A 23089-nucleotide genomic window follows, 5' to 3' on the forward strand; every position below is an offset into this window, starting at 1 on the left:
GGATGAGTTCCATTGGAACGACGCCCAATGATTTCGCACTGTCGATTGCGGTTTGCAATTGAGGAAGTCAGGACAGCAGCAATGAGTGACGGTGAGACAGGACGATTGAATTCTCGCATCCCCGCAGGCCCCTTGGCTGAGAAGTGGGATCGCTGTAAGAACAATTTGAAGTTGGTCGCTCCAAACAACAAACGGAAATACGACGTCATCGTTGTCGGTTCCGGTCTGGCAGGGGCATCGGCAGCGGCATCGCTCGCTGAACTTGGCTATAACGTCAAGGTCTTCTGTTTTCAGGATTCAACCCGTCGTGCCCACAGCATTGCGGCACAGGGGGGAATTAACGCCTCGAAGAACTACCCGAACGACGGTGACTCCGTCTATCGATTGTTCTACGACACGATCAAAGGGGGCGACTTCCGGGCTCGTGAAGCCAACGTCTATCGTCTCGCTCAGGTCAGCTCCAATATTATTGATCAGTGCGTAGCGCAAGGGGTTCCGTTTGCTCGCGAGTACGGCGGACTTCTCGCGAATCGAACATTCGGGGGATCGCAGGTTTCGCGAACCTTTTACTGCCGCGGACAGACCGGACAACAACTGCTCCTCGGTGCGTATTCAGCGTTGATGCGACAAGTCTCGAAGGGGAAGGCGAAGGTTTTCGCCCGTCGGGAAATGTTGGATCTCGTCAAAGTCAACGGTGTCGCACGTGGGATTGTCACGCGTAACCTTGTGACAGGTGAATTTGAGACACACGCAGCCCACGCCGTTCTGCTTTGTACTGGCGGGTACGGAAACGCGTACTACCTGTCAACAAACGCCAAAGGATGTAATGTCACCGCTGCGTGGCGATGCTACAAGCGTGGGGCGTTCTTCGCGAATCCAGCGTACACCCAGATTCATCCGACCTGTATTCCAGTGAAGGGTGACTACCAGTCCAAGCTCACGCTGATGAGCGAGAGTCTCCGGAACGACGGGCGAGTTTGGGTTCCCAAGAAGGCAGACGATCAACGCAACCCGAAGGATATTCCGGAAGAAGATCGCGACTACTATCTCGAACGCCGCTATCCATCATTCGGAAACATGGTTCCTCGCGACGTAGCCAGCCGTGCCGCTAAGGAGCGATGTGACGCCGGTTTCGGTGTGAATGAAACAGGGAAAGCCGTTTATCTGGACTTCCAGCGTGCCATTCAGGAACAGGGCGAAGATGTCATTCGCAGCAAGTACAGCAACCTGTTCCATATGTACGAAAAGATCACCGACGAGAACCCGTACAAGGTTCCGATGAAGATCTACCCTGCGGTTCACTATACGATGGGTGGACTGTGGGTGGACTACCATCTGGAGAGCACCGTTCCGGGCCTGTTTGTTCTCGGGGAAGCAAACTTCTCTGACCACGGAGCAAACCGCCTGGGTGCAAGTGCTCTGATGCAGGGACTCGCAGACGGTTACTTTGTGATTCCTTACACCCTTGGGCATCACCTCGCCTCTGCTCAACTTGATCCAGTGACGACAGCACACCCAGAGTTCGACGCTGTGAAGGCAGAAGCTCAGGCCCGTGTCCAGAAACTCCTCGATGTGAACGGAAAACGCTCCGTGCAGAGCTTCCACCGCGCACTCGGGGAGATCATGTGGGATTATTGCGGCATGGCCCGCAATGCATCCGGGCTCCAGACAGCGATCAACAATATTCGTGAGCTCCGAGAAGAGTTCTGGACTAACGTCCATGTTCCAGGAAGCGGTGCAGACTTCAATCAGCAAGTCGAACAGGCTGGACGAGTCGCAGACTTCCTCGAATTCGGTGAACTTCTTGCCCTCGACGCATTGCGACGCGAAGAGTCCGCAGGAGGACACTTCCGGGAAGAACATCAGACATCAGATGGCGAAGCCAAACGTGATGACGTGAACTTCGCTCACGTCGCAGCCTGGGAACATCAGGGACCGACCGCCGAGCCGATTCGTCACACCGAACCACTGTCGTTCGAATCGATTCAGATCAGTTCCCGAAGCTACAAGTAAAGTCGAAGGTCAGCCCTGTTTCGTTGACGTTCAAACATTCCTTATTAGACCGTGCATCCCATGACCAGTTCCTCAAAGAAGTCGCTCAGCCTGACCCTCAAAGTCTGGCGGCAATCCAGCCCGAATGAGAAGGGGGCATTCCGAGAGTACAAGCTGAAAGACATTTCTCCGGATATGTCGTTTCTGGAGATGTTGGACATCCTCAACGAACAGCTGATCGCAGACGGGGCATTGCCTGTCGCTTTTGATCATGACTGCCGTGAAGGGATTTGCGGTTCTTGCGGAATGATGATTAACGGTCAGGCTCATGGTCCTGACATGGAAACGACAACCTGCCAGTTGCACATGCGACGATTCCAGGATGGAGACACCATTCTGATCGAGCCATGGCGGGCTTCAGCGTTTCCTGTCATTAAAGACCTTGTTGTCGATCGAACTGCGCTCGACCGCATCATGCAGGCTGGTGGTTACGTCTCAGTGAACACCGGACAAGCACAGGACGGGAATTGCATTCCTGTTCCTCGCCATGATCAAGAAAGCGCGATGGACGCAGCAGCGTGCATCGGATGCGGAGCATGTGTCGCCTCCTGTAAGAATGCTTCGGCGATGCTGTTTACGTCTGCCAAAGTCTCACAGTTGGCGCAGCTGCCTCAAGGCGAACCTGAGCGTGCTCAGCGGGTCTTGAAGATGGTGGCTCAGATGGACACGGAGCGTTTCGGCGCCTGCACGAACACCTACGAATGCGAGGCAGCTTGCCCAGCAGGGGTTTCAGTCAGCCACATTGCCCGTCTGAATCGTGAATACTTGAAAGCAACTATTTTCTCCAAAGAGGCCAAGGCAGAGGCGGGCGGCCACGGCTGATTCGGTTCGACAGGGAATGTCCATTGGCAGTGCCGATGGACATGACTGGCGAAAGCAGGATTGATCACCGTATATGCCGGATATCAAATTTAGCCAACGTCGCGCGCTGACTCACGACCTCGCGATCAGCTACCTGATGCAACAGGGAATCGAGAACCCGCATGTCATTTCTTTGGCTGCGGGGTTTGTCGATCCCGAGACGCTTCCGCTGAGTGAAGTGATGCAGGCTGCGGCCGGAATTCTTAGCTCCCCTGCTGCAGGCAAAGGGGCCCTCCAGTACGGGACCACGCAAGGCTATAGTCGATTACGACGCCTGCTAGTCGAACACCTCGCGCATCTTGAGAATCTTGAGTCCCAACAGCTAGGGATTTCCCCCGACCGCCTGGTGGTCACTACTGGTTCGCAGCAGTTGCTTTCTCTGCTCTGCGAAGTGCTGTTCGATCCGGGCGACATTTGTCTTGTCGCTGGCCCGACCTACTTTGTCTTTTCAGGAAATCTGGAAGGAGTTGGAGCCCGTCCCATCACCATCCCCAGCGATGGTGATGGGATGCGGATGGATCTGCTCGAGCAGGCTTTGGAGCAACTCAAAGCTTCTGGGGAGTTGTCTCGCGTCAAGATGATTTATGTCGTGAGCTACTTTGATAATCCGGCGGGAACAAATCTCAGTCTCGAACGACGTCAACAGGTACTTGAGATCGCAAAGAAGTACTCTACTGATCATCAGATTCTCATTCTGGAAGATGCGGCGTATCGGGAGATCAACTTCGATGGTCCGAACTTACCGAGTATCTGGTCGTTTGATGAGTCGCACGAACAGGTGATCTACACTCAGACCTTCTCCAAAACATTCGCACCGGGACTGCGGGTTGGGTTTGGTGTCTTGCCAACCCAACTTGTCTCTGCGGTCTGCGATCGGAAAGGGAATGAAGATTTCGGCTCTGGAAACCTTTCGCAGCATCTACTCGCGCAGGTGTTGCAGGAAGGGCGGTATTTCCCGCATCTGGCACAGGTGCTGCAGGGATACCGGGTCAAACGAGACGCGATGCTGGCAGCGGCCGATCGGTATTTCTCGGACATTCCCGGAGTCTCCTGGCATCACCCTCAAGGGGGCCTGTATGTCTGGATGACGGTTCCCGAGCATATTGACACCGGATTCGACAGTCCTCTCTATCGGGCGGCGGTAAAAGAAGGCGTGATTTACGTTCCGAGTGAGCTTTGTTATGCACAGGCTGGCGAAACGCGAAAACGGAACCAAATGCGCCTCAGCTACGGGGTGCAGACGCCGGAAGGAATTGATCGCGGCATGAAATGCGTCGCGAACGCTCTGCGGGTAGTGCTGGGATTTTGAAGGTGACTCCCAGCGACTCACCCGTTCTCAGAAACGCTGAGCAATCGGACGAATTCGGCACGGGAACACACACTTGCCCATTGCAATCGCGCTGATCCTCACCAATTTTTGAATCGTTGTTGAGTGACGGTTTGTTCTCGCCATTCCCGGAGCTAAAATTCTGGAGTAACTCGAGATTGATATAAGCTGTGACTTAACTTCACGATACAGCGGAGCAATTGTAGTTTATGGACCCACAACTGCTCGTATTCCTGTTTTTGATTTGCGGCCTGGCTCTTATTTTTGTGGAGCTCTTCGTTCCATCGGGTGGAATGATTGCGGTCATGGCCGCATGCTGTTTTATTGCTTCCGGCTATAGTGCGTACCAGTCCTGGTACGGTTCGTATCCACTTTACTGGTGGATTTATATTGTCTCCATCGCTTTTCTCATTCCATTGGCGATCTGGGGGGCAATCCAGATCCTTACCAGAACAAAGTTCGGGAACCGTGTCCTCATGCCGGCCCCCACACTCGAGGAAGTAACCCCATTTCAGAGCGATCAGGCCCATCTGGAATCTTTGATCGGAAAACGCGGACGATCATTATCACCCATGAATCCCGGGGGGATGGTCCTCGTTCAGGGGGAACGACTTCATGCGACCAGTGAGGGACTGATGGTCGACGCCAATCGCCCCATCGAAGTGGTCGCGGCTCGAGGAACTCGAATCGTTGTGCGTGAAGTCGATTCCGAAACGGAACCAGAACCCGTTTCCCTTGTGGAGACCGAAGAACAGACTCCCCCCGAACCGGAGAAGAACGCCCCCGGAAAGCAGTCTTCGGAAGAGATTTTTGATCCTTTCCTGACTGACGACCTTCAGGACAAGAATTGATAAAAAGAGCCCGAAGCTTCATGGAAACTTCGGGCTCTTTTTTGATAACTCGTCGAACAGTGCACCGTCCTTGCACTGTTCAGTCCGCATTGTGATCCGAGAAGCCGGGATCAGACGGACTGAAGTTCGTTTACCCTGTCTGCTTCGACCTCCTCCGGAGCCGCGAACCGTTTGGATCGGCCTCCAGAGAACCAGTTGCCGAAGCTGTCGATGAGCGAGTAAGTCACGGGGGTCACGAGCAGTGCCAGCAGCAGGCTCAGCATCTGCCCGCCGATGATGACTTTGGCCATGCTCGCACGGGCTCCTGCTCCGGGGCCCTGCCCCACAGCGATCGGCGCCATCGCTGCGACAAGCATCACGGTCGTCATAAGAATCGGACGGAGACGAGTATGGTTTGCTTCGAGAATCGCTTCATCGCGAGGCATCCCAGCACTACGTAATTCGTTCGTTTTGTCGATCTGTAGAATCCCGTTCTTCTTCACGATCCCGATAAGCATGAAAAGCCCGAACATCGCGTACAGGTCCAATGGAGTCCGGAAAAGCATGAGCGAGACCAAGCCAAACGGAATGGTCACCGGCAATGCTGCCAGAATACTGACCGGGAACAACCAGCTTTCGAACTGAGCAGCCAAGATCAGGTACATGAACAAGATGCTGAGGATCAAGGCAACGGCGAAGTAGTATGCTGTATCAGCCAACATCTCCGCCTGCCCGGCGTATGATGTTTCGTACTCGGGAGGAAGGTTCATCTCTTTGACGATTGCGTTTGCCTGATCGACCACTTCCTTGAGCGTCACATCTTCTGGCTGAGCGCGGATCGTTACAGTACGCTGGCGATTGAGTCGGTCAATCTGGCTTGGACCACGAGCTTCGGTGAGCTTAGCCAGACTGGTGAGTGGCACCAAACCGGAAGTCGGCGATGGAATTGTGATGTATTCGAGGGATTCAGGATTATTACGAAACGACCTGTCTGCTCGAAGCCACACATCGTATTGCTCCGCCCCTTCTTCGTACTTCGAAACAATCTGCCCTCCAACGAGTACATTCAACGTACTCGAAATTGTCTGAACAGGGATTCCAAGGTCACTGGCTCGATCGCGATCAATCTGCACTTGTAGCTCAGGCTTACGAAGCGTCAAAGTGGTGTCGACGTCTACAAGACCTTTCACTTTTTTCAGTTTTTCAGCGAGCGCTCCCGAGTACTCTGCCAGTTTTTCCAGATCCGGCCCTTTCAGCTGCATCTGAAAAATACGGTTGTCCCCATTCGCTCCGCCGGCAATCGTCGCGACGTCCATCACCGCAGTTCGGAGTTCCGGGTAGTCGAGCAAGATTCGTCGAGCCCGCTTCATCACATCGAACTGAGAGTATTTTCGATCTTCAAGCGGAAGGATCGCACAGTGAATCGACGCTTTCGTGACATCTCCCTGCCCTTTGCCCCCGCCGTTACTCTCTCCAATGACTGTGAATAAGTGAGTCGCTCCGGGAAGCGTTTTGATTCTCTCTTCGATTTCCTTGACGATGTCGGTCGTACGTTGCAGCGTGTACCCCTCTGGAGTGAGGATGCTGACCTGGAACTCGCTCTGATCATCACGGGGAACCATGTTGACTCCCAAATTCATCGCGATGGGAATCGTTGAGAAGGTCACAAGCACACAGACAATCATCGTCAGCCATCGGTGTCGTAAGGCGAACCGGAGAGCGTACCCGTAACCCTGATCGATGATTCGATAGATGAAACCATCTTTCGAATTGTGTTTGCTAAGGTCCTCAATTTTCAAGAATCGAGAGCACAGCATCGGAGTGAGCGTAAACGAAACGAACAGACTCACCAAAATCGCGATCGCAACAGTAATCCCGAAGCTGGAGAAGAAGCGACCGATAATTCCTCCCATAAATGCGACCGGCAGGAAGATCACGACCAGCGACAGACTGGTTGCCACGACTGCCATCGCGATTTCTTTCGTCCCGACCCGCGAGGCCTCCATAGCACTCATTCCGTGTTCTTCCATGTGGCGGAAGATGTTTTCGTGCACCACCACCGCGTCATCAATCACAATTCCAATCGCCAGAATCAACCCCAGCATCGTGATGTTGTTCAGCGAGAAATCGAGGTACTGCATGAACAGGAAAGTTGGGACGATGGATGTCGGAATCGCCAATGTGGCGATCAGTGTGGTTCGCCAGTCGCGAATGAAGAGGAGAATCGTTGCGGAAACGAGAATCGCTGCCAGGATCAGATGGAATTGCACTTCATCCATCGATTCCTGGATGAAGTGTGACTGATCCTGAATGATTTCGATTCGAATGTCAGGAGGCAACGTTTTCTTGATTTTCTCGAGCCGCTTTTTGACGGCATTAGAAATCGCAACTGAGTTCGTTCCTGACTGTTTGAGAACAAACAGACTCGCTGCATTTTGATTGTCGAGAGTGCTTAATCCTCGCGGCACTTCGATGGTGTCTTCAGCACGTCCGATGTCTTTGATTCGAATCGGCAGCCCATTGCGATTGGTGACGATGAGATCATTGAACTCACGCGTATCACGGATTCGCCCCAGCGTGCGAAGAACGAGTTCTCGCGGCCCTTGATCGACAATACCACCCGGAAGCTCAACGTTTTGCGTGACGAGTGCGACTCGCACATCCTCGACCGAAAGCTCCAGCGCGTTCAGTCGATCCATATCGAGAATCACGTTGACAGCCCGAGTGCGTCCTCCATTCAGAAAGATTGATCCAACGCCAGACACAGTTTGGAGCACTTCCTGAATATTTCTGCGTGCGATCTCAGTGACTTCGCGTTCATCACGGTTCCCTGAAACCGCGAGCGTCAAAATCGGCGAGGCGTCGAGGTCGAACTTGTTGACGACAGGTGGCTCCATCCCTTCGGGTAGCTGCCTGGTGATTGCGGAGACTTTGTCGCGTACTTCCTGCACCGCAACGTCGATGTCTTTTTCGAGATCGAATCGGACGACGATTGTGGTCGCCCCTTCTCGACTCACAGATTGAATTTCGTCCAGCCCCGAGACGGTATTGATCGCCTCTTCGAGAACTTTGGTAACCGTCGTTTCCATTTCCTCCGCACTCGCACCTGCGACTGTGGCGGTGACTGATGCGATCGGAAATTCCACCTTTGGAAACAGGTCCACTCCCAGTTCAGTGTAGGCCACGATCCCGAGGACCGCTGGGATGGTGACCAGCACCCAGGTGAAGACCGGACGACGAATACAGATTTCCGAAATGTTCACAGAACAGCATCCTTGGCTCGACGTAGTCGGACCGTTTGGATTCGAATGGGATGTCAGTCAATTACAGGTTGAGGTTGTTTCCGCTGCAACTACGGATGCTCTGTCGTTGCTGGTGTCGTGGAAACAGGCTTCACGTCTGATGCAGTCGCATCAGGCTGAGATTCGCGAATCCGAACTTCGGCGCCCTCTGAAAGATTGAACTGTCCGCTGGTCGCCACAACCGCGTCAGGAGGCAACTTGGGCGAAGCAACTTCGATCCAGTCATCAGTCTGCTTTCCGGGGGTGAACTGAACTTCCCGGGCTTTTCCGTTCTCAATCAAAAACAGCTTCATGACACCGGCATAGCGGATCATCGCAGAGAGTGGCACCGTCCGGGCTTCGGGATCGTTTTCAACCTCGATCACTGCTTTCGCAAATGCGCCCGGCTTCAGGCCGGCGTGATCGTTCTTGACCTGGATTTCCACCTGAAAGGCTCGATTTCTGGTCTCGACGCCGGGGTTGATCATCGTCACGAGCCCCTTGAACGGCTCATCAGACGAAGCGGTCCAAACGTCAACGTTCTGACCGACTCGAATCTGCGAACTGTACCGCTCAGGGACTGCCACGCGCAACTTCAGTGTTCCGTCGATACACATCCGGAAAAGCTCATCTCCAACCCGCACGAATGTCCCCTCCGAAACGGATCGACTCGTGATAATGTACGGCTTGGCTTCATCTCCATGAGGGCTCATCCGCTGTGGAGTGGGGGCGCGAACTTTTGTGTCGAGAAGTTGCTGCTGTGCAATGGCGAGGGCAGCCTGTCGGGCCGCAATTGTGGCGAGGCTTGCTTTAGCAATCAGCAGCTGATTTTCGAGTTCAGCCCCGGCCATCCGGAATTCGCTCATCACGTTGTCGACCGCTTCCTGAGTCGTTGCCTGCCGCTCTGCGAGACTCTTGATCCGTCCGAGCTTCAACTGAGCGAGATCGACTTTTTCCTTCGCCAGGATGACAGTCGGAATCGATTCGATATTGAACTGGGTGTCCACGACATTCTTCAAACCGAGGCGTGCCAATTCGACATTCAAATTGCTTTCCGCCTGCTTCGAGGCAAGCTCGAGATCAGTTGGGTCGATCTCAAGCAGGAGCTCTCCCGGCGCAATTCGTTCAGAGACTTCTTTCTCGATTGATAGGATCCGTCCCTCTGCTTTTGCACTGACCACGAGATCCTCGTAGCCATACAGCGTCCCGACAGCTTCGACAGTCCGCTTGACAGGGCGAACCGTGACTTTGTCAGTCGTAATCAAGATCGAAGACGGCTCTTCGCCATCTCCTGCAACGTCCGGAGGAAGTTCCGCACGGTGGTCTTGTCCGAATTTGCCTGTCGCGTAAGACCACCCGCCGAATCCAAAAGCAGTCATCAGAAGCAACCAGAACGCTGTCTTCAGCGGACTGGACTTCTTGGAATGCTCGGCCGTCGAACTGGAATTATGATGTGAGGGTGAACCAGGTTGCTTTGCGGTCAGAGGTTTCGGTTCAGTGACTTGTGCTTGTGACATGGAATGGGTGTCTCAGTGAGATGAGAGATGAAACGACTGAGCTGAATTGATTAATCATTTCGATCCACGAAGCGGGATCGTTCACTTATGAAATGGACTCAAATTGGGGTGCCCCTTCAGCGATCTTACGGAATAAGCCAAGGAGCTGAACTTGTTCTTCGGTGGTCAGGGGCAGGAGTAACGCCCGGTGCAACTCCATTTTGTACTGATTGACACCGGACCAGATTTGGTTCCCGTTTTCTGTCAATTGGACAAAAACAACACGACGATCTGTTGTGGACCTCTGACGGCTCACGAGCCCTTTGAGTTCCATTCCATCGATCAAAGAAGTGACAGAGTTGACGGCGAGACAAAGTTGCTCAGCAAGTGAACGCATGATTTGATCCCCGGACTCTCCAAGGATCTCAATCACTCGAATCTCGTTCGACGTCAGCGCAATATCAGACGCGGTGCAGGGGTTTTTACGAAATCCCTTTAAAATCACCTGAACATACTGACCGAGTTCTTCCGCCCGTTTTTCGATTGTCACAAGCCTCGTCGCCCCTTCAATAATTAGTTCGAACTTCGAATGATTCCATTATTGAACTGATTAAACCCTGAAGTCAATAGGAACTATCGGCCGCTTGCTGAACTCTCAAATTTGAGCAGTGCCCCGGGCGCTCTTTAGAATCGTGGGGAGTTTAGGAACTGAAGAACATTTGGCGTCATCGCCTTAAGGCTGCGAGTTCGCATCAGCGGAACTCGCTTCGATTCTCATGAATCAAAAAGGAACTCAGTTTGCTGTCCCTGCTTCAAGCTCATTCGTTAGCGAACGAAGCGGCGGACGTGAATCCCCTTCACAGCAAACGAATCGATGCTCATCGAGAAGCGAAGCTCCCGACATCACTGGGACATCGAAGACGTCGGAAAGAGAATCTTGGAAGCCGCATCAACGAACCGAACGCGATTTCAGACGAATTTCAGTTCATTGCAACGATGATGTTTCGGCCCCGTATCCGACGGCGAATCGACCAAGCGTCGATAAAGAGGTCTACTGCCACAAGATGATTTAGAAACGTCTGAGGAAACAGCGGTAATGCCGACGGCCTCGCATCATGGGATTCAGCCCGCAACCACGCATGGTCGTAGAATCACTCCTCGACACCGGGATAGGATCAAGCGGTCTACTTGATCCTATCCCGAATGACAGGGAACAATGCGAAGCAGTTTTCTGTCGCATCGGGTGATCAAAGACATCGACATTAGTGAGCAGGATTCGCTGGCACGTTCGACTCCGTAGCGCGTCGCAATCGAATGTTGATCATCTCGACAGCGAGCGAGAAGGCCATCGCAAAGTAGATGTACCCTTTATTCATATGTGTCCCCAGCCCTTCAGCGACCAGTAACACCCCAATCAGAATCAGGAAACTCAGCGCGAGCATTTTCACGGTCGGGTTCTTATTGACGAAGCGTTCGACTGTCCCGGCAAAGAAGATCATGATTCCGATGGAGATGATCACCGCGGTACACATCACCCAAATCTCCTTCGCCATCCCCACCGCTGTGATGACTGAGTCGAGAGAGAAAATAATGTCCATCAGCGTGATTTGAATGAGAATGGACTTGAGAGTCACTTTCTTAGGTTCAGTGTGCTTCTCATTCGCACCATCCAATTTGTGGTGAATCTCCAAAACACTATTCCCGATCAGGAACAGCCCCCCCAGAAGCATGATCAAATCTCGCACGGAGATGCCGTTCATCTCATCGAATCGATGTTTCGCTTCGGTTGCTGCCAGAGCATCATCGCCCTGAGGTTGCATCGCTTCGATCCAGCCCGCAGGAATCCCCAGATCCGTTACGTGGAAAATGGGAGTCGCAAGTGATAGCACCCAAGTGATACAGAACAACAACACCAAGCGCATCCCCATCGCCAGACTCAGGCCCAATGTTCTTGCAAATGCTCGCTGCGCTTCCGGAAGCTTTTGAACCAAGATGCTGATGAACACGATGTTGTCGATTCCAAGAACGATTTCCATCGCAGTCAACGTCAGCAGCGGAATCACCCAATCCATCGTTCGCCTCGATTCGAGTACCAGATCGCAATCTCTGAAATCCGTTGTTCATCGGGACTTCAGTACTACAAGCATCTGAAGTTAGCAAGCTTTGAAACAGCGTAAAGAGGATTTGTCATCTCCCTTCCTGAATTTCGTTCAGGAACAGCATACAAGAGATCTTTACAGCCGACCGCTACGAAGAATCCCCCAGATCAGCCAGATTCCAAGCAGTCCGGAAAGTGTGAATATCGGCAGGGCGATCCAGATGGAATTCAAGTCCCCCGAACGAATCACCAACGCTGTCGAAACGACAAGCGATGAAATCAGAAGACCAATGACGAGCCTGTTGCTGGAGCGGTCAAACTCGTTAATGAGTCGATCCAGACCGCGATGCTCCAGTTGGACTTTCAAGTCGTCCTGACCGATTTTCTTGAGCGTATTGCCGAGATGAATCGGCAGATCATGGGCAGCACCCAGTAAGATCTTCAGATCTTCAAAAGCCCGTTCCACTATCTTTTTGGGGTGATATCGCTGCTTAATCTGCGATTCCACGTACGGCGCCAGAACCGCCGCCAGATTGAAATGGGGATCAAGTTTTCGACCAACCCCTTCCAGCGTCACGATTGCCCGAACCAGGACCATGAGATCCCCGGGGCACCGAAGTCCGTGACTCGCTAAAATGGCGATAAAATCGTTGAGCAAACTTGCGATTCGGAGTTGTTCCAGTGAGACGCCGTAATAGGCATCCAAAAAGTCCCGGACGTCCGACACTAACAGTTGCTCGTCGACTTTCTGGGTCGCCTGTCCGAGTTTCGTCACGACATTAACAGCGGAATCGACATCATTTCTTGCCACCGAGACAAACAGATCGAGAAGGAGATCTCTCCGTACCTCGTCGAGATACCCAACCATGCCATAGTCGAGCAGACAGATGGAACCGTCAGGCATGATCCGAATGTTTCCGGGGTGCGGATCGCCGTGAAACACCCCCATCTCAAATGCCATCCGCAGATAGATCAGCGCTCCATCAGACGCGACTTTCGCTGGGTCGAGACCACATTGCCGAAGCCCAACGATGTCGTCAACTTTCATCCCGTCTACCCGTTCCATGAAGAGGACCGAGTCGGAGAGCAATTCGTCGATAACGACTGGAACGTACAGGGAGAGATCGCCCTCGAACAGGCGGGCAAACTCCTGCATCGCTCGCCCTTCCCGACGGAAATTCATTTCACGGCGGATCGTACGAGTAAACTGATTGACCAACCCCACCGGATCAAACACCCGCGATTCCGGAACATGATTTTCCAGAAGTTGTGCAAGTTCCAGAATCAGGGAGATGTCCCGCTCAACGGTTTGAACGACATCTGGCCTGCGAACTTTGACCGCAAGACGACGCCCATCTTTAGCGATCGCAGTGTGAACCTGCCCCAACGAACCAGCGGCGAGTGGAACTTCGTCGAAACTGCGTACAAGGTCCTGAATGGGACGCCCGAACTGATCCTCGACCGATTCGTAAACCTGCGTCACATCAAAGGGGGGAACGCTCTCCTGAAGCAGTGCAAGCTCAGCGATCACATCCGCTGGAATGAGATCCGAACGTGTACTCAACACCTGACCGAACTTCACAAATGTTGGCCCCAGATCCTGCAGGGCCATCCGGATTCGGCGAGGAGTGGTCAGATTCTCCGACGCCTCCCGCTTTCTGCGACTGATAAGTCGATGCCCCCAGTTGAGATAAGGAAGCAATCCAAGCCGTTCGAGCAGATCGCCAAATCCGTAATTCAACAGGACCGTCGCGACTTCACGGCCGCGGTTCAAATTCTTCAGGAAACGAATGGGATACGGCTGCACTACAAAGAGTTCATCAATTTCCGGAGGTGGTGATACGGATTAAACATGCGTTTCAGAGCGAGTCGCCCTCACTGCGATCTCATCTCAAAGGTGGAATATTCAGGGTCGACGACGAGGTAAAAATCGTTCGAATATTAAAAAACGACCGAACAAGAAGTGAGATTTACGGCTTCTGCGTTCCCTGACGGTTCAGCATTTCCTTATAGGCTTCAGTATTCCGCCGATACTGCGGTGGAGCCAGACGATTGCTGGAACCGGAACTTCCGGAGGCCTTTCTTTCGTGCGTGCCCCCAGCTTTGGATTGGCCGCTCGACTGATAGTCGATCCCTTTCAGAAGTGTCTCAAACTGTCGACGTGATGCAGCCGATTCAGGGGATTGATCCGCTCCTTGGTCTCCCAATTGCTGTTCCAGTCGTTGCATGAACTGGTCCAGATCTTTCTCGGTATATCCAAGTCGATCCATCAATTCGTTGGGAGTTTCACCTCGCTCCATCTGGTTCCGCAGGCGTTTCAGTGCCAATTCTGTCGCTTTTTTCTTGTTGGCCAGATTCGCTTCCTCTGGTGTCAGGTCACCTGAGTCCCCGGAAGGAGAACCAGAAGCGTTGTCATCGCCGACCGGGCGTTGCATTCCGTTACTGACTCCGCTTTGACGATTCGATCCTGGTTTCCCTGATGGCGAACCATCGCTGCTCTGGGCCCCACTCTCGCCGCCTTCCTGCCCCCCACCTTCCTGCCCCCCACCTTCCTTACCAGATCCCTCCTTACCAGATCCTTCCTTACCAGATCCCTCCTTACCAGATCCCTCCTTACCAGATCCCTCCTTACCAGATCCCTCCTTACCAGATCCCTCCTTACCAGATCCCTCCTTACCAGATCCCTCCTTACCAGATCCCTCCTTACCAGATCCCTCCTTACCAGATCCCTCCTTGCCAGACCCCTCCTTGCCAGGCCCCTCCTTGCCAGGCCCCTCCTTGCCAGGCTGGTCTTCCATACCTTGCTGCGAACCTTCTGCCCCTTCGGAGTCGCTCCCCGATTGCTGTTCGTTGCCTGATGGATTTTGTGGATTCTGGGGTTTGCCCTGTTGCGACTCCTGCCCCTTCATCCCCTGATTTTCTTTGGCTTCCTGCTCCGCGCCATTTCCCTGAGCATTCGGATTGGGGGGATTTCCTCTCTCCTCCGACTGACCAGCAGATTCGCCGCGCGACTCTCCCTCGCCCTTTTCAGGCATTTGTTCGGGATCAGAGGAATTTTCGCCCTGCGAGCGAGTCGTTTCGCCCTGGTCGGGAGCAGGTTTTGAGGCGTCATTGCCCTCTTTCATCGGTTTGCCATCGGGTTGACCAGTCTTCTGCGTTTCCCGATTGCCTTCACCTTGCTGCTCACCGGTTTCGCCGGGCCGTCCCTCTTTGCCGCTCTCCATCTGATTGGCGTCTGGTTTGCCGCTGCTGGAGTCGTTATTTCCTTTTTCAGCAGAATTGTTTTTCGGCTTGGACGAATCGTTTGGAGCGGGTTTCATGTTGCTCCCGTTTCCGTTCTCTTGCCCGGAAGCATCTCCATGAGAACCATCTTCGGAGTCAGACGGGGTTGCCGTCTCACCGGGCGAGCTTGGTTGCTCTCCTTGCTGAGGAGTTGCGTTTTTCGTGTTCTTGCCCGTTGAAGGCTCCCCGTTCGATTTCGGAGGATTACCGTTCTGCGGTTGGTTCTTATTCTCGCCGTTTTCATCGGCCGGCATCGACTCACTGTCGGGACCAGTATTGTTTTGATCAGATGGCTCGCCGTTCGACTTCTGTTCCTGATCGGTCCCACTCTGATCCGTCATCGGCTTCTGCTTCGAATTCTGCGACGGCGACATCGGTGAGTCCGATGGTGACTGATCGTTCTGATCCCCGTTTTCACTCTGAGCATTTTCTGAATCAGAAGAACGATTCTCACCCCCCTGCTGATTTGCAGATGGCTCATTCTGGCTCGATTCCGGTTTCGATTGATCTCCCCCGTCAGAACGGTTCATCCCCTGTTGAGATTTCTCCTCGTCTGACTGCTGCTGATTCTTCTCTTCCCATTCCAGCAGTTCTTTCAGAGCTTGGTCCTCGGCAGCCTTATCTTGCTTCGGCTTTTGAGTGGACTTCTGGTTCTGAGAAGATGGCTTACCGGATTGCTCACCCTCTCCGTTTTGCTTGGATGATTCCCCATCACTTCCCTTTTGATTGGGTGATGGTTGTGATTGTGTCCCGTTCCGGGAATCGCCTTCTTTGCCTGCGGATTCCCCAGATTGTTGTTCGCCCGGTTGCTTCTGGTCGTTGGGCATTTGCTCAGGGTTCGGCTCCGGAGTGTTCCCGTCCGCTCCCTTCCCCTGACGCGAATTTTCACCCGGCTGGGAATTTTGCTGGTCTCCGTTGCCAGCATTTTCACTCGTTTCTCCACCCTTCTGCTGGTTTTCATTCGCCCCATTCATAGGCTGTTCGCCCTGCTGGTTCTGATCAGCCTGATCCTGCATCTGCTCGGAGTTTTGTTCGCCCCCCTCTTGACGGGGCTCTTTCTGGCCCTGTTGGTCGTGATCTTGAGGCTGTTGTTTGTTCGGTTGATCCTGACGCTGGTCGTTTTGATCCGCCTGTTGGATCTTTTCGTCGAGGTTCTTTTCCTGCTTCTGGTTCTCATTCTCTGCTTGCTCAGGCGCAACAGGTTCAACAATCTTGATGACTTGCCGCTGCGTGCGGGTAATGTTTTTCAGACGTTTGCCAAACGGTTCAAAGTTGTCTTCAGCCTCCGCCCAATACTCGATTTGATCCCCTGCCTTGAGCGGAATTTCGTTGAGTTTTAATCGGTAAACGGATTTGAACTCATCCTTCTCTGGAGGAGCCATGAACAATGGCGCGGGGTAGGCAAGCTCTTCCCCATTATGGGCGAGTTTCAAAGAGACACGCCGCAACATGAAATCAGGATCGCGAGCGTTCAACGCGATGGGGATATGAATATTCGCCGGAGCAGTGATCTCTTCCGTCGGATTGACGATCGTGATCTCCGGTTTCAGGTCCGGTTTGATTTGAATGCGGTAGATCGTAGGCGCCCGATTCTTTTGATTCCGCTCGTTCCAGACCTGAACATGGTAATACCGGGCAAACGTCCCATCGTCCCGAAATCGAAGTTGCCACCGTGCGGTAAGCACATCGTCTCGGATCACCATTGGGTACTCTTCCGCGCTCTCAGTAGCGGTTTCGTCTTCAGTGCAGAAAACCGCTCCCTTCTTCACAGGCATGTTTGCGCGAGCACGAACCGTAACGAACGTTCCTTCCCACGCTTCGATGGTATTGCCTGGCTGTGTCGATGGATCGAGTCGCATGTATCGCGGGTACTCATACACCACTTCAATGACTTCGGCAGATGGAGGCTGATTGACGCGAATCTCATACGTCGCGGACCGAGCATCGCCTGCTTCGATTCGATAAGTCACATCGCTCATGAGCCCCTTGCCGCCGTCGCCAGTCAGAGTCGCCTGAAAACGGGGAATCTCTTCGTCAGTCCTCTGCATCCGGATCGGCTCATTCACAAACCGACGATCTGCGGTGGAGAAGAGCAGGTTGACGACCTCCGGAATTTTTCCGCCCAGTTCCGCCACGACCTGCACATGATCGCGGGCGAGAACTTCTGTGGTTCCCGGCTTCACGTTGCGAATCTCTGTTTGCGTGGCAGCAGATACAGACGAAGCTGGCATCAATGCGCGCCAGAGTGTCGTGGACATATTCTTCGGTGAGAAGAACGTATAAAGACACAGAACAACGATGATCGAGAAAAGTACGTAAGAACCTCGCATCAGCGATTTACGGTCGACAGCCTGTTCGAGATTCGCGTTCGACATCTCGTGTGCAGTTCGCTTCTCGAGCGCGGAGAGAATCGATGGCGAGATCTCATGGCCGGCTTGTCGGAGATTGACCCAACTCAGCAGGCTCCCTTTGAGCTCGGGATGCGCAGCTTCGATCTGTCTGGCTGCATACAGCGTGTTGATCGACTGCATCCACGGATAGAGAATTTTCCAACCGACCCAGCCCAGCGCGATCAGCCCCAATGCGGACAGAAGCAGCAACCTTGCGCTGTCCGATAACCCATGCGGGATGACCCACTGATCGACGATCGCAAACACGAGTAGGTACGCACTGAGAAAACTCAGCAGCACAACCCCGGCGGAAATCAGATCGGTTGAGTGAATCCCGGTTCTTGTCTTTTTGAGTTGATACTCAATGAACTCGTCAAAATCGACGTAGCTTCCCTGCGCTGCATCAGGTTTAGGTTTCTCAATAACCGCCATAGGGTGATTCCTTGGACGATGAGCCCAATGAGCAGCAACAAGTCCTGAGAGTTAGAAATCGCACCAGAACAAGTCACTCGTGAAAAAGTGCTATCAGGTTAATTGGCGTCGATAAACAACCAGATCCGCGACGCAGATCAGCATTGAATACCTCCCCATCATCATACTCGACGTGAACGGTTTGGTGAATGTTTCCGGAATTGCTGAAAATTCAATGATCGCAGAAAACTGCGCGGCAAACTTCGGTTTTTTCTGTCAGTTGTCCCCAAGATTGAATTCAGGACTCACTTTCCAATGCGAATTCTCGGAGTCACGCTGGAGATTTGGGTGAAATAAATCGACAATAACGGGAAGGTCTGTTTCTGTGGGGTTCAGTTGGAAGTGAAAATGGATTTTCTTCAGGCAGCGATTGAGGCAGCCAGGATCGGCGGGAGAATTCTCGAGGAGTGGGGAGAAAAGTTCACCGCGCGAGAGAAATCGCCAGCAAATCTGGTGACGGAAGCTGACGAAGCGTCTCAGAAAGCAATTTTTGAATACCTGCACGGACTCTACCCAGACCACCGTTTTCTCGGGGAAGAGGGGCTGTCGCTGGAAGTTGGAGATTCTCCGTACCGATGGATCATCGATCCATTGGATGGGACGTCAAATTACGTTCACCGCTTTCCCTATTACGCCGTTTCCATCGGACTGGAGAAAAGCGGAACAATTGTCGCTGGAGTGATTTACGATCCAAATCGAAACGAAATGTTCGCCGCAGCACTGGGACAGGGCGCAACACTCAACGGCAAACCGATTTCTGTTTCAGATCGCAGCGACATTCGACAGGCGATGTGTATGGCAAGCCTCCCTGTCAAAGTGGATCGCGATCACCCAGCAGTGAAACGGTTCTTGAAGATTCTTGAAATCTCGCAGACAGTCCAGCGGACGGGGTCGGCAGCGTTGAATCTGTGCGCCGTAGCGTGTGGAAGGATTGAAGCCTTCTGGTCAATGAGTCTGCAGTCGTGGGACATGGCCGCCGGAGTCCTGATCGTCACTGAAGCGGGTGGGAAAGTGACCACAACCTGCGATGAATCGCCCTTCTCGGTGATGGTCCCGGACTTGTTGGCCACGAACGGCCTGGCACTCCATCAAACGCTCGTAGACGTCTTTCGCGCGGACCACAACGCCCTTTAAATGACAACGAGTCAACGAAAACCCAACCTCAACCTCAGTTGAAGAATTTCATAAACGAAGAACGCTGTGACTCCTAGCGAGGCGTTGCTGTCTAAAAACTGAATATTTTGAGTCAACCTCCAATCCAACAAGAGGTTACGTCGAATCCAAAACAGCAAAAAACCATTCCAGTCCTACCGATTTTTTCTTTTCGGTGATTCCTTCCGAAAGTTCTTGGCTCCTGAGTGAGAATTCGAGGAGTCTTGTGGTTTTCAAGGTGAAGGGTGACATATCATTTGTCGTTGGCAGCCCGATCCGGCATCGACAGTCAAACGGAAGTTGACGAGGTGATGCGAGTTCAGTCGAATCTTCTGAAGAGTTGCACCTGCTCGAAAATGATTTTCAGGCGGGCCCGATCAGCGTTTGCTCAAGCTGCGGCTGAAAATCAACGCTTTCGGTTTGGCAGTAATCTGTTGCGTCACAGCACGATATGCCTTGCATTCATTCTTGCCATTTTCTGCGAGACCGCTTCCGCATCAGCTCAACCAGCCTCTCCGGAGAGAGACTCCAGTGGGATGACCGAGGGAACTCCACCCCAGCCACAACCCACGACTCCTCCATCAGCGTCATCCAAACCGACAAATCCCGTTCCCCCTGCTGCCGGAGCATCCGCTCCAACACCGTTTGGACGGCCATCATCGACGATGACACCAGTCCCCAACAGCGCCGGGCCACCGTCTGTCGCAACTCCAAAAGCTGAACTGGAAATTCCTGAGTTCCACCTGACTCAGGTTCAATTGGACGCTGACATCGTCGCAGATCGAGTCAATCTGGTCGTGACAGTCGAAGTGATGATCAATCATGGACCGGGTTGGCACCGAGTTCCTTTACGGTTCGGCGGGATGCACGTTTCACGTCGCGAGTACACGGGGGGGGGAGAAGAAGCAGCCGACACATCAAACAAAGAAGCAGACGAGGGGTTGAACTGGCTGTTCAAAGGAGAGGGGAAACACCAACTCAAACTCCACGGCTGGGTTCCGTTGAAGTACTCGGTGACCGGTGGGCAGTTCCAACTGACTCTGCCAACCTTGCCATCACAATTCGAAGCTCGCCTGAAAACTCGAATTCCTGATCCGACCGCGATCGTACGGTCGGCCAAGAATTTAACCGTTCTCGACGTCAAACGAACACCCGAAGAAACCACCGTCGAGTCGAGCATTATTGGCAATTTGCTCCTGTTCTCATGGCAAACACCGATCGCGGGCGGCGAAGTCGTTTCCAATGTCCAGACCTGGCTTCATCTCAAACCAAGCGCTGAACATCTCGCGTTGATTGTCGAACAGGAAATCGACCTGCAGCAGCCGACCGATTCGCTGCTCATCAGCCTTCCGCCGGGATTTCGACTTGTTCAACTCACCGGCCAGCAATATCGATCACACGAAATCCTACCTGATCGCCCCAATTGGGTTCGGGTCCAGTTTGCCAGCAACAACCTCGGTCGCCTGACCTTGAACTGGGGCTTTGAGCGGGATTTCAATGCAGCAGGTGGAACACTTCAGTTGGAAGGGTTCGATGTTGAAGGGGCAGTCAGAGAAGAAGGCCGGATTCGAATCGATGAATTCGAAAACCTCTTGATGGTTCCTCGTCCACAAGGGACGCAACTTGTCCACGCGATCGGCGTTAATCAGGTTCGATCCCTGGGAACAGGTGTCCCGTTGGTCGCCTATGAATATCTGCGACAGCCATTCCGAATCGAATTTGAAGTACAACCGTCGATCCCTTATTTCTCGGTTGAGCCTGTTGGGCAACTGCGATTCAACAGCGACTCCATTGACCTGACGGTCAATCACCATGTTCGCTTTGAACGGGGAGCCATCACCGAGTTAAAACTCAATTGGCCAGACTGGATGAAAGAAGGTTGGCGGGTTGTCTCTGTTTCCTCAGACCACTCCCGCACCGGTCCAATGGCGTACGATGCCACTTCACAACCCGGCATGATTCGTCTTTGGTGGCCGAATCCTCTTGGCCGGAAAGAAGGGGAAGCAGTTTTTACGACAACGTTTCGTAAAGCGGTTAAGTTCGACCAAAAAGAAGCGAAGGTCGAATTCACGCTCCCTGCGCCACAGGCGTCGGAAGTTGAACCGTTCATTGTCAGACTCGATTCAGCGGATCAGCTTTCTGTCCAGCTGACGAAAACCGACTCCAGCCCGCTCCCTCGATTCGCTGGAGTGTCAGAATTACCTGAACTGGCACTCGTCCAGACAACACCGTCTGAGAAGAGCAGTCGCGCCTATCGGATCGACCAGCCATCAGAACCAATGATTGCCCTGATCCAGTCGCATGACCGAGAGACCAAGATCTCAACACAGGTCCAAATTGGGAATGTCACTGCCACCAAGCTGAGAGTCGATCAGCTGTTTCAATTCGACGTCCGTTATGGACGAGTCCGGACATTCGAAATCGTCATTCCGCCTGAGCTGAAAAAGCACATTCCCGATTGGGCGTTGACTCAGGGCTTCGAGGTCACCTCACAAGGTCGCCCGGTAGCAGTGTCCCCGGGAGAAACGTCAGACGCTGTCCAGGTCGATCTTGGAGCGGAGCGGATCGGGCAATTTGATGTCACAGTGTCCTACAGCTTCCCGGTTCCTGAAAACGCCTCCACTCGCGACATTGACCTCCCGGTTTTCTCATTGAAGAACGAACCATTCCAAGTCGCAGAGTGCACGATCAGTGCGGTCGATTCGCTTCAGGTCCGCTCCGGTAACAAAGAATGGGAAGCCCTGCAGACCTCTCCGAGTTATGCTCGTTGGATCAACTCCCTGAAGAAAGGGCCAGTCCAGTCGATTCCACTCACGATGGGTGCGAAACTCGCGGACGCTTCTCAGCAATTTGTGGCGGATCAGGTTCAGGTTCGCACAATTTTCGCCTCCGATGGAAGCGCCGAGTCGTGGGCAGAACTTCAGTTGGAGCGGCCTCAATCACGACTCGTGATCGACTTCCCAAAGGGAACTGAGTTCAAGGACAACGCCTTCCTGATGGATGGACTCCCGCTCCCACAAAGCGCCATCACCCGTCGAAGTGGTGAGTCCGACGAAGTGACGATCACGATTCCTCAACATGCAAAACCGAAAACCGTTGTAACGGTGCGATACCGGACTCCATCAACGAAGGCGTTCGGGCTTTATAACCGGATCAAACTCCCACTCCCTCAATTCAAGGGAAGTGTCTGGGTGGATGAAACGGTCTGGGAAGCACAACTCCCGCAGAACAATCACATGTTCACCTATCCAGATCTGGTCCCGCAATTCAAGTGGACCCGAAATTACTTCTTCTGGTTACGTGAACCGACTCCTGATTTCCTGCGTCATCGAAAAGAACTGACCATCGCTGAAGTCCCACACGAGTTTCAGTTTGCTCCGCAGACATTTTACGCGTTTCGTGCATTCGGCCCGGTTCCTGAACTCTCGTTCATCTCGATGAATCGCTCCCTGATTCTCCTGATCGGAGCTGGTTTCGCGTTATTGCTCGGATTCATCTTCTGGTACTTCCCAGCGACCCGAAACGTCTTCTCCATCGTGGTCATTTTCTTCCTGTTTTCAGCCGCGAGCCTGTGGTACGTGGAATCGATGCTACTGCTCCTTCAACCTGCCATTTTCGGGGTACTACTGGCATTGACTGCAACTGTGATTGACTCTTCAGGAGTCCCCAAAGAGAAGGATCGGCCGAGCTCTAGATTGGATCGCAATCCAGTGACCGCCACAGAAATCAAGCAGGAAGATTCTTCATTGAACTCCCGTTCGACTCGGATCTATCGGCAAGTCAACGCCGGAAAATCCGATCGGATCGAAAGTTGATTCGCCATTCGATCCGGATTTGGGAGTCAGAACA

Annotated in this window: 12 protein-coding genes; 6 read left to right on the forward strand and 6 right to left on the reverse strand. The window is 53.1% G+C overall.

Annotated features, from left to right (window positions below; translation table 11 throughout):
• Positions 1 to 81 precede the first annotated feature (81 nt).
• The 4 genes from SH668x_RS15900 to SH668x_RS15915 all read left to right on the forward strand — a co-directional run bounded on the left by SH668x_RS15900 (position 82) and on the right by SH668x_RS15915 (position 5091).
• Positions 82 to 2013 (forward strand): fumarate reductase/succinate dehydrogenase flavoprotein subunit, encoded by a 1932-nt coding sequence (locus SH668x_RS15900; RefSeq protein WP_437186052.1) that lies wholly within the window; start codon positions 82 to 84, stop codon positions 2011 to 2013.
• A 60-nt stretch (positions 2014 to 2073) separates the two neighbouring features.
• Positions 2074 to 2874 (forward strand): succinate dehydrogenase/fumarate reductase iron-sulfur subunit, encoded by an 801-nt coding sequence (locus SH668x_RS15905; RefSeq protein ID WP_437186053.1) that lies wholly within the window; start codon positions 2074 to 2076, stop codon positions 2872 to 2874.
• 73 nt (positions 2875 to 2947) lie between these two features.
• Positions 2948 to 4222 carry a PLP-dependent aminotransferase family protein gene (locus SH668x_RS15910; RefSeq protein ID WP_437186054.1) on the forward strand — a complete coding sequence of 425 codons (1275 nt, stop codon included), beginning with the start codon at positions 2948 to 2950 and terminating at the stop codon, positions 4220 to 4222.
• A 227-nt stretch (positions 4223 to 4449) separates the two neighbouring features.
• Complete coding sequence (locus tag SH668x_RS15915) at positions 4450 to 5091, forward strand: NfeD family protein (protein WP_437186055.1); 642 nt, start codon at positions 4450 to 4452, stop codon at positions 5089 to 5091.
• A 110-nt stretch (positions 5092 to 5201) separates the two neighbouring features.
• On the opposite strand, the gene SH668x_RS15920 is transcribed toward SH668x_RS15915, so the two are convergent.
• The 6 genes from SH668x_RS15920 to SH668x_RS15945 all read right to left on the reverse strand — a co-directional run bounded on the left by SH668x_RS15920 (position 5202) and on the right by SH668x_RS15945 (position 18049).
• Positions 5202 to 8333 carry an efflux RND transporter permease subunit gene (locus SH668x_RS15920; protein ID WP_437186056.1) on the reverse strand — a complete coding sequence of 1044 codons (3132 nt, stop codon included), beginning with the start codon at positions 8331 to 8333 and terminating at the stop codon, positions 5202 to 5204.
• Between the two features lie 89 nt (positions 8334 to 8422).
• On the reverse strand, positions 8423 to 9868 hold the full coding sequence (locus SH668x_RS15925) for an efflux RND transporter periplasmic adaptor subunit (RefSeq protein ID WP_437186057.1): 1446 nt from the start codon (positions 9866 to 9868) through the stop codon (positions 8423 to 8425).
• Positions 9869 to 9953: 85 nt separating this feature from the next.
• Entirely contained in the window at positions 9954 to 10397 is a 444-nt protein-coding gene (locus SH668x_RS15930; RefSeq protein ID WP_437186058.1) for a MarR family winged helix-turn-helix transcriptional regulator, read from the reverse strand.
• Positions 10398 to 11109: 712 nt separating this feature from the next.
• On the reverse strand, positions 11110 to 11919 hold the full coding sequence (locus SH668x_RS15935) for a TerC family protein (RefSeq protein WP_437186059.1): 810 nt from the start codon (positions 11917 to 11919) through the stop codon (positions 11110 to 11112).
• Positions 11920 to 12081: 162 nt separating this feature from the next.
• The gene (locus SH668x_RS15940; RefSeq protein ID WP_437186060.1) at positions 12082 to 13752 is read right to left on the reverse strand and encodes an ABC1 kinase family protein; all 1671 of its coding nucleotides are present in this window, start codon (positions 13750 to 13752) and stop codon (positions 12082 to 12084) included.
• 163 nt (positions 13753 to 13915) lie between these two features.
• Complete coding sequence (locus tag SH668x_RS15945; RefSeq protein WP_437186061.1) at positions 13916 to 18049, reverse strand: hypothetical protein; 4134 nt, start codon at positions 18047 to 18049, stop codon at positions 13916 to 13918.
• 387 nt (positions 18050 to 18436) lie between these two features.
• Between SH668x_RS15945 and SH668x_RS15950 the strand changes: the two genes are divergently transcribed.
• Both SH668x_RS15950 and SH668x_RS15955 read left to right on the forward strand, forming a co-directional pair.
• Entirely contained in the window at positions 18437 to 19222 is a 786-nt protein-coding gene (locus SH668x_RS15950) for an inositol monophosphatase family protein (RefSeq protein ID WP_437186062.1), read from the forward strand.
• Between the two features lie 554 nt (positions 19223 to 19776).
• Entirely contained in the window at positions 19777 to 23055 is a 3279-nt protein-coding gene (locus tag SH668x_RS15955) for a hypothetical protein (protein ID WP_437186063.1), read from the forward strand.
• Positions 23056 to 23089 lie beyond the last annotated feature (34 nt).

Source organism: Planctomicrobium mucosum (genome assembly GCF_051466335.1).
GTDB lineage: Bacteria > Planctomycetota > Planctomycetia > Planctomycetales > Planctomycetaceae > Planctomicrobium.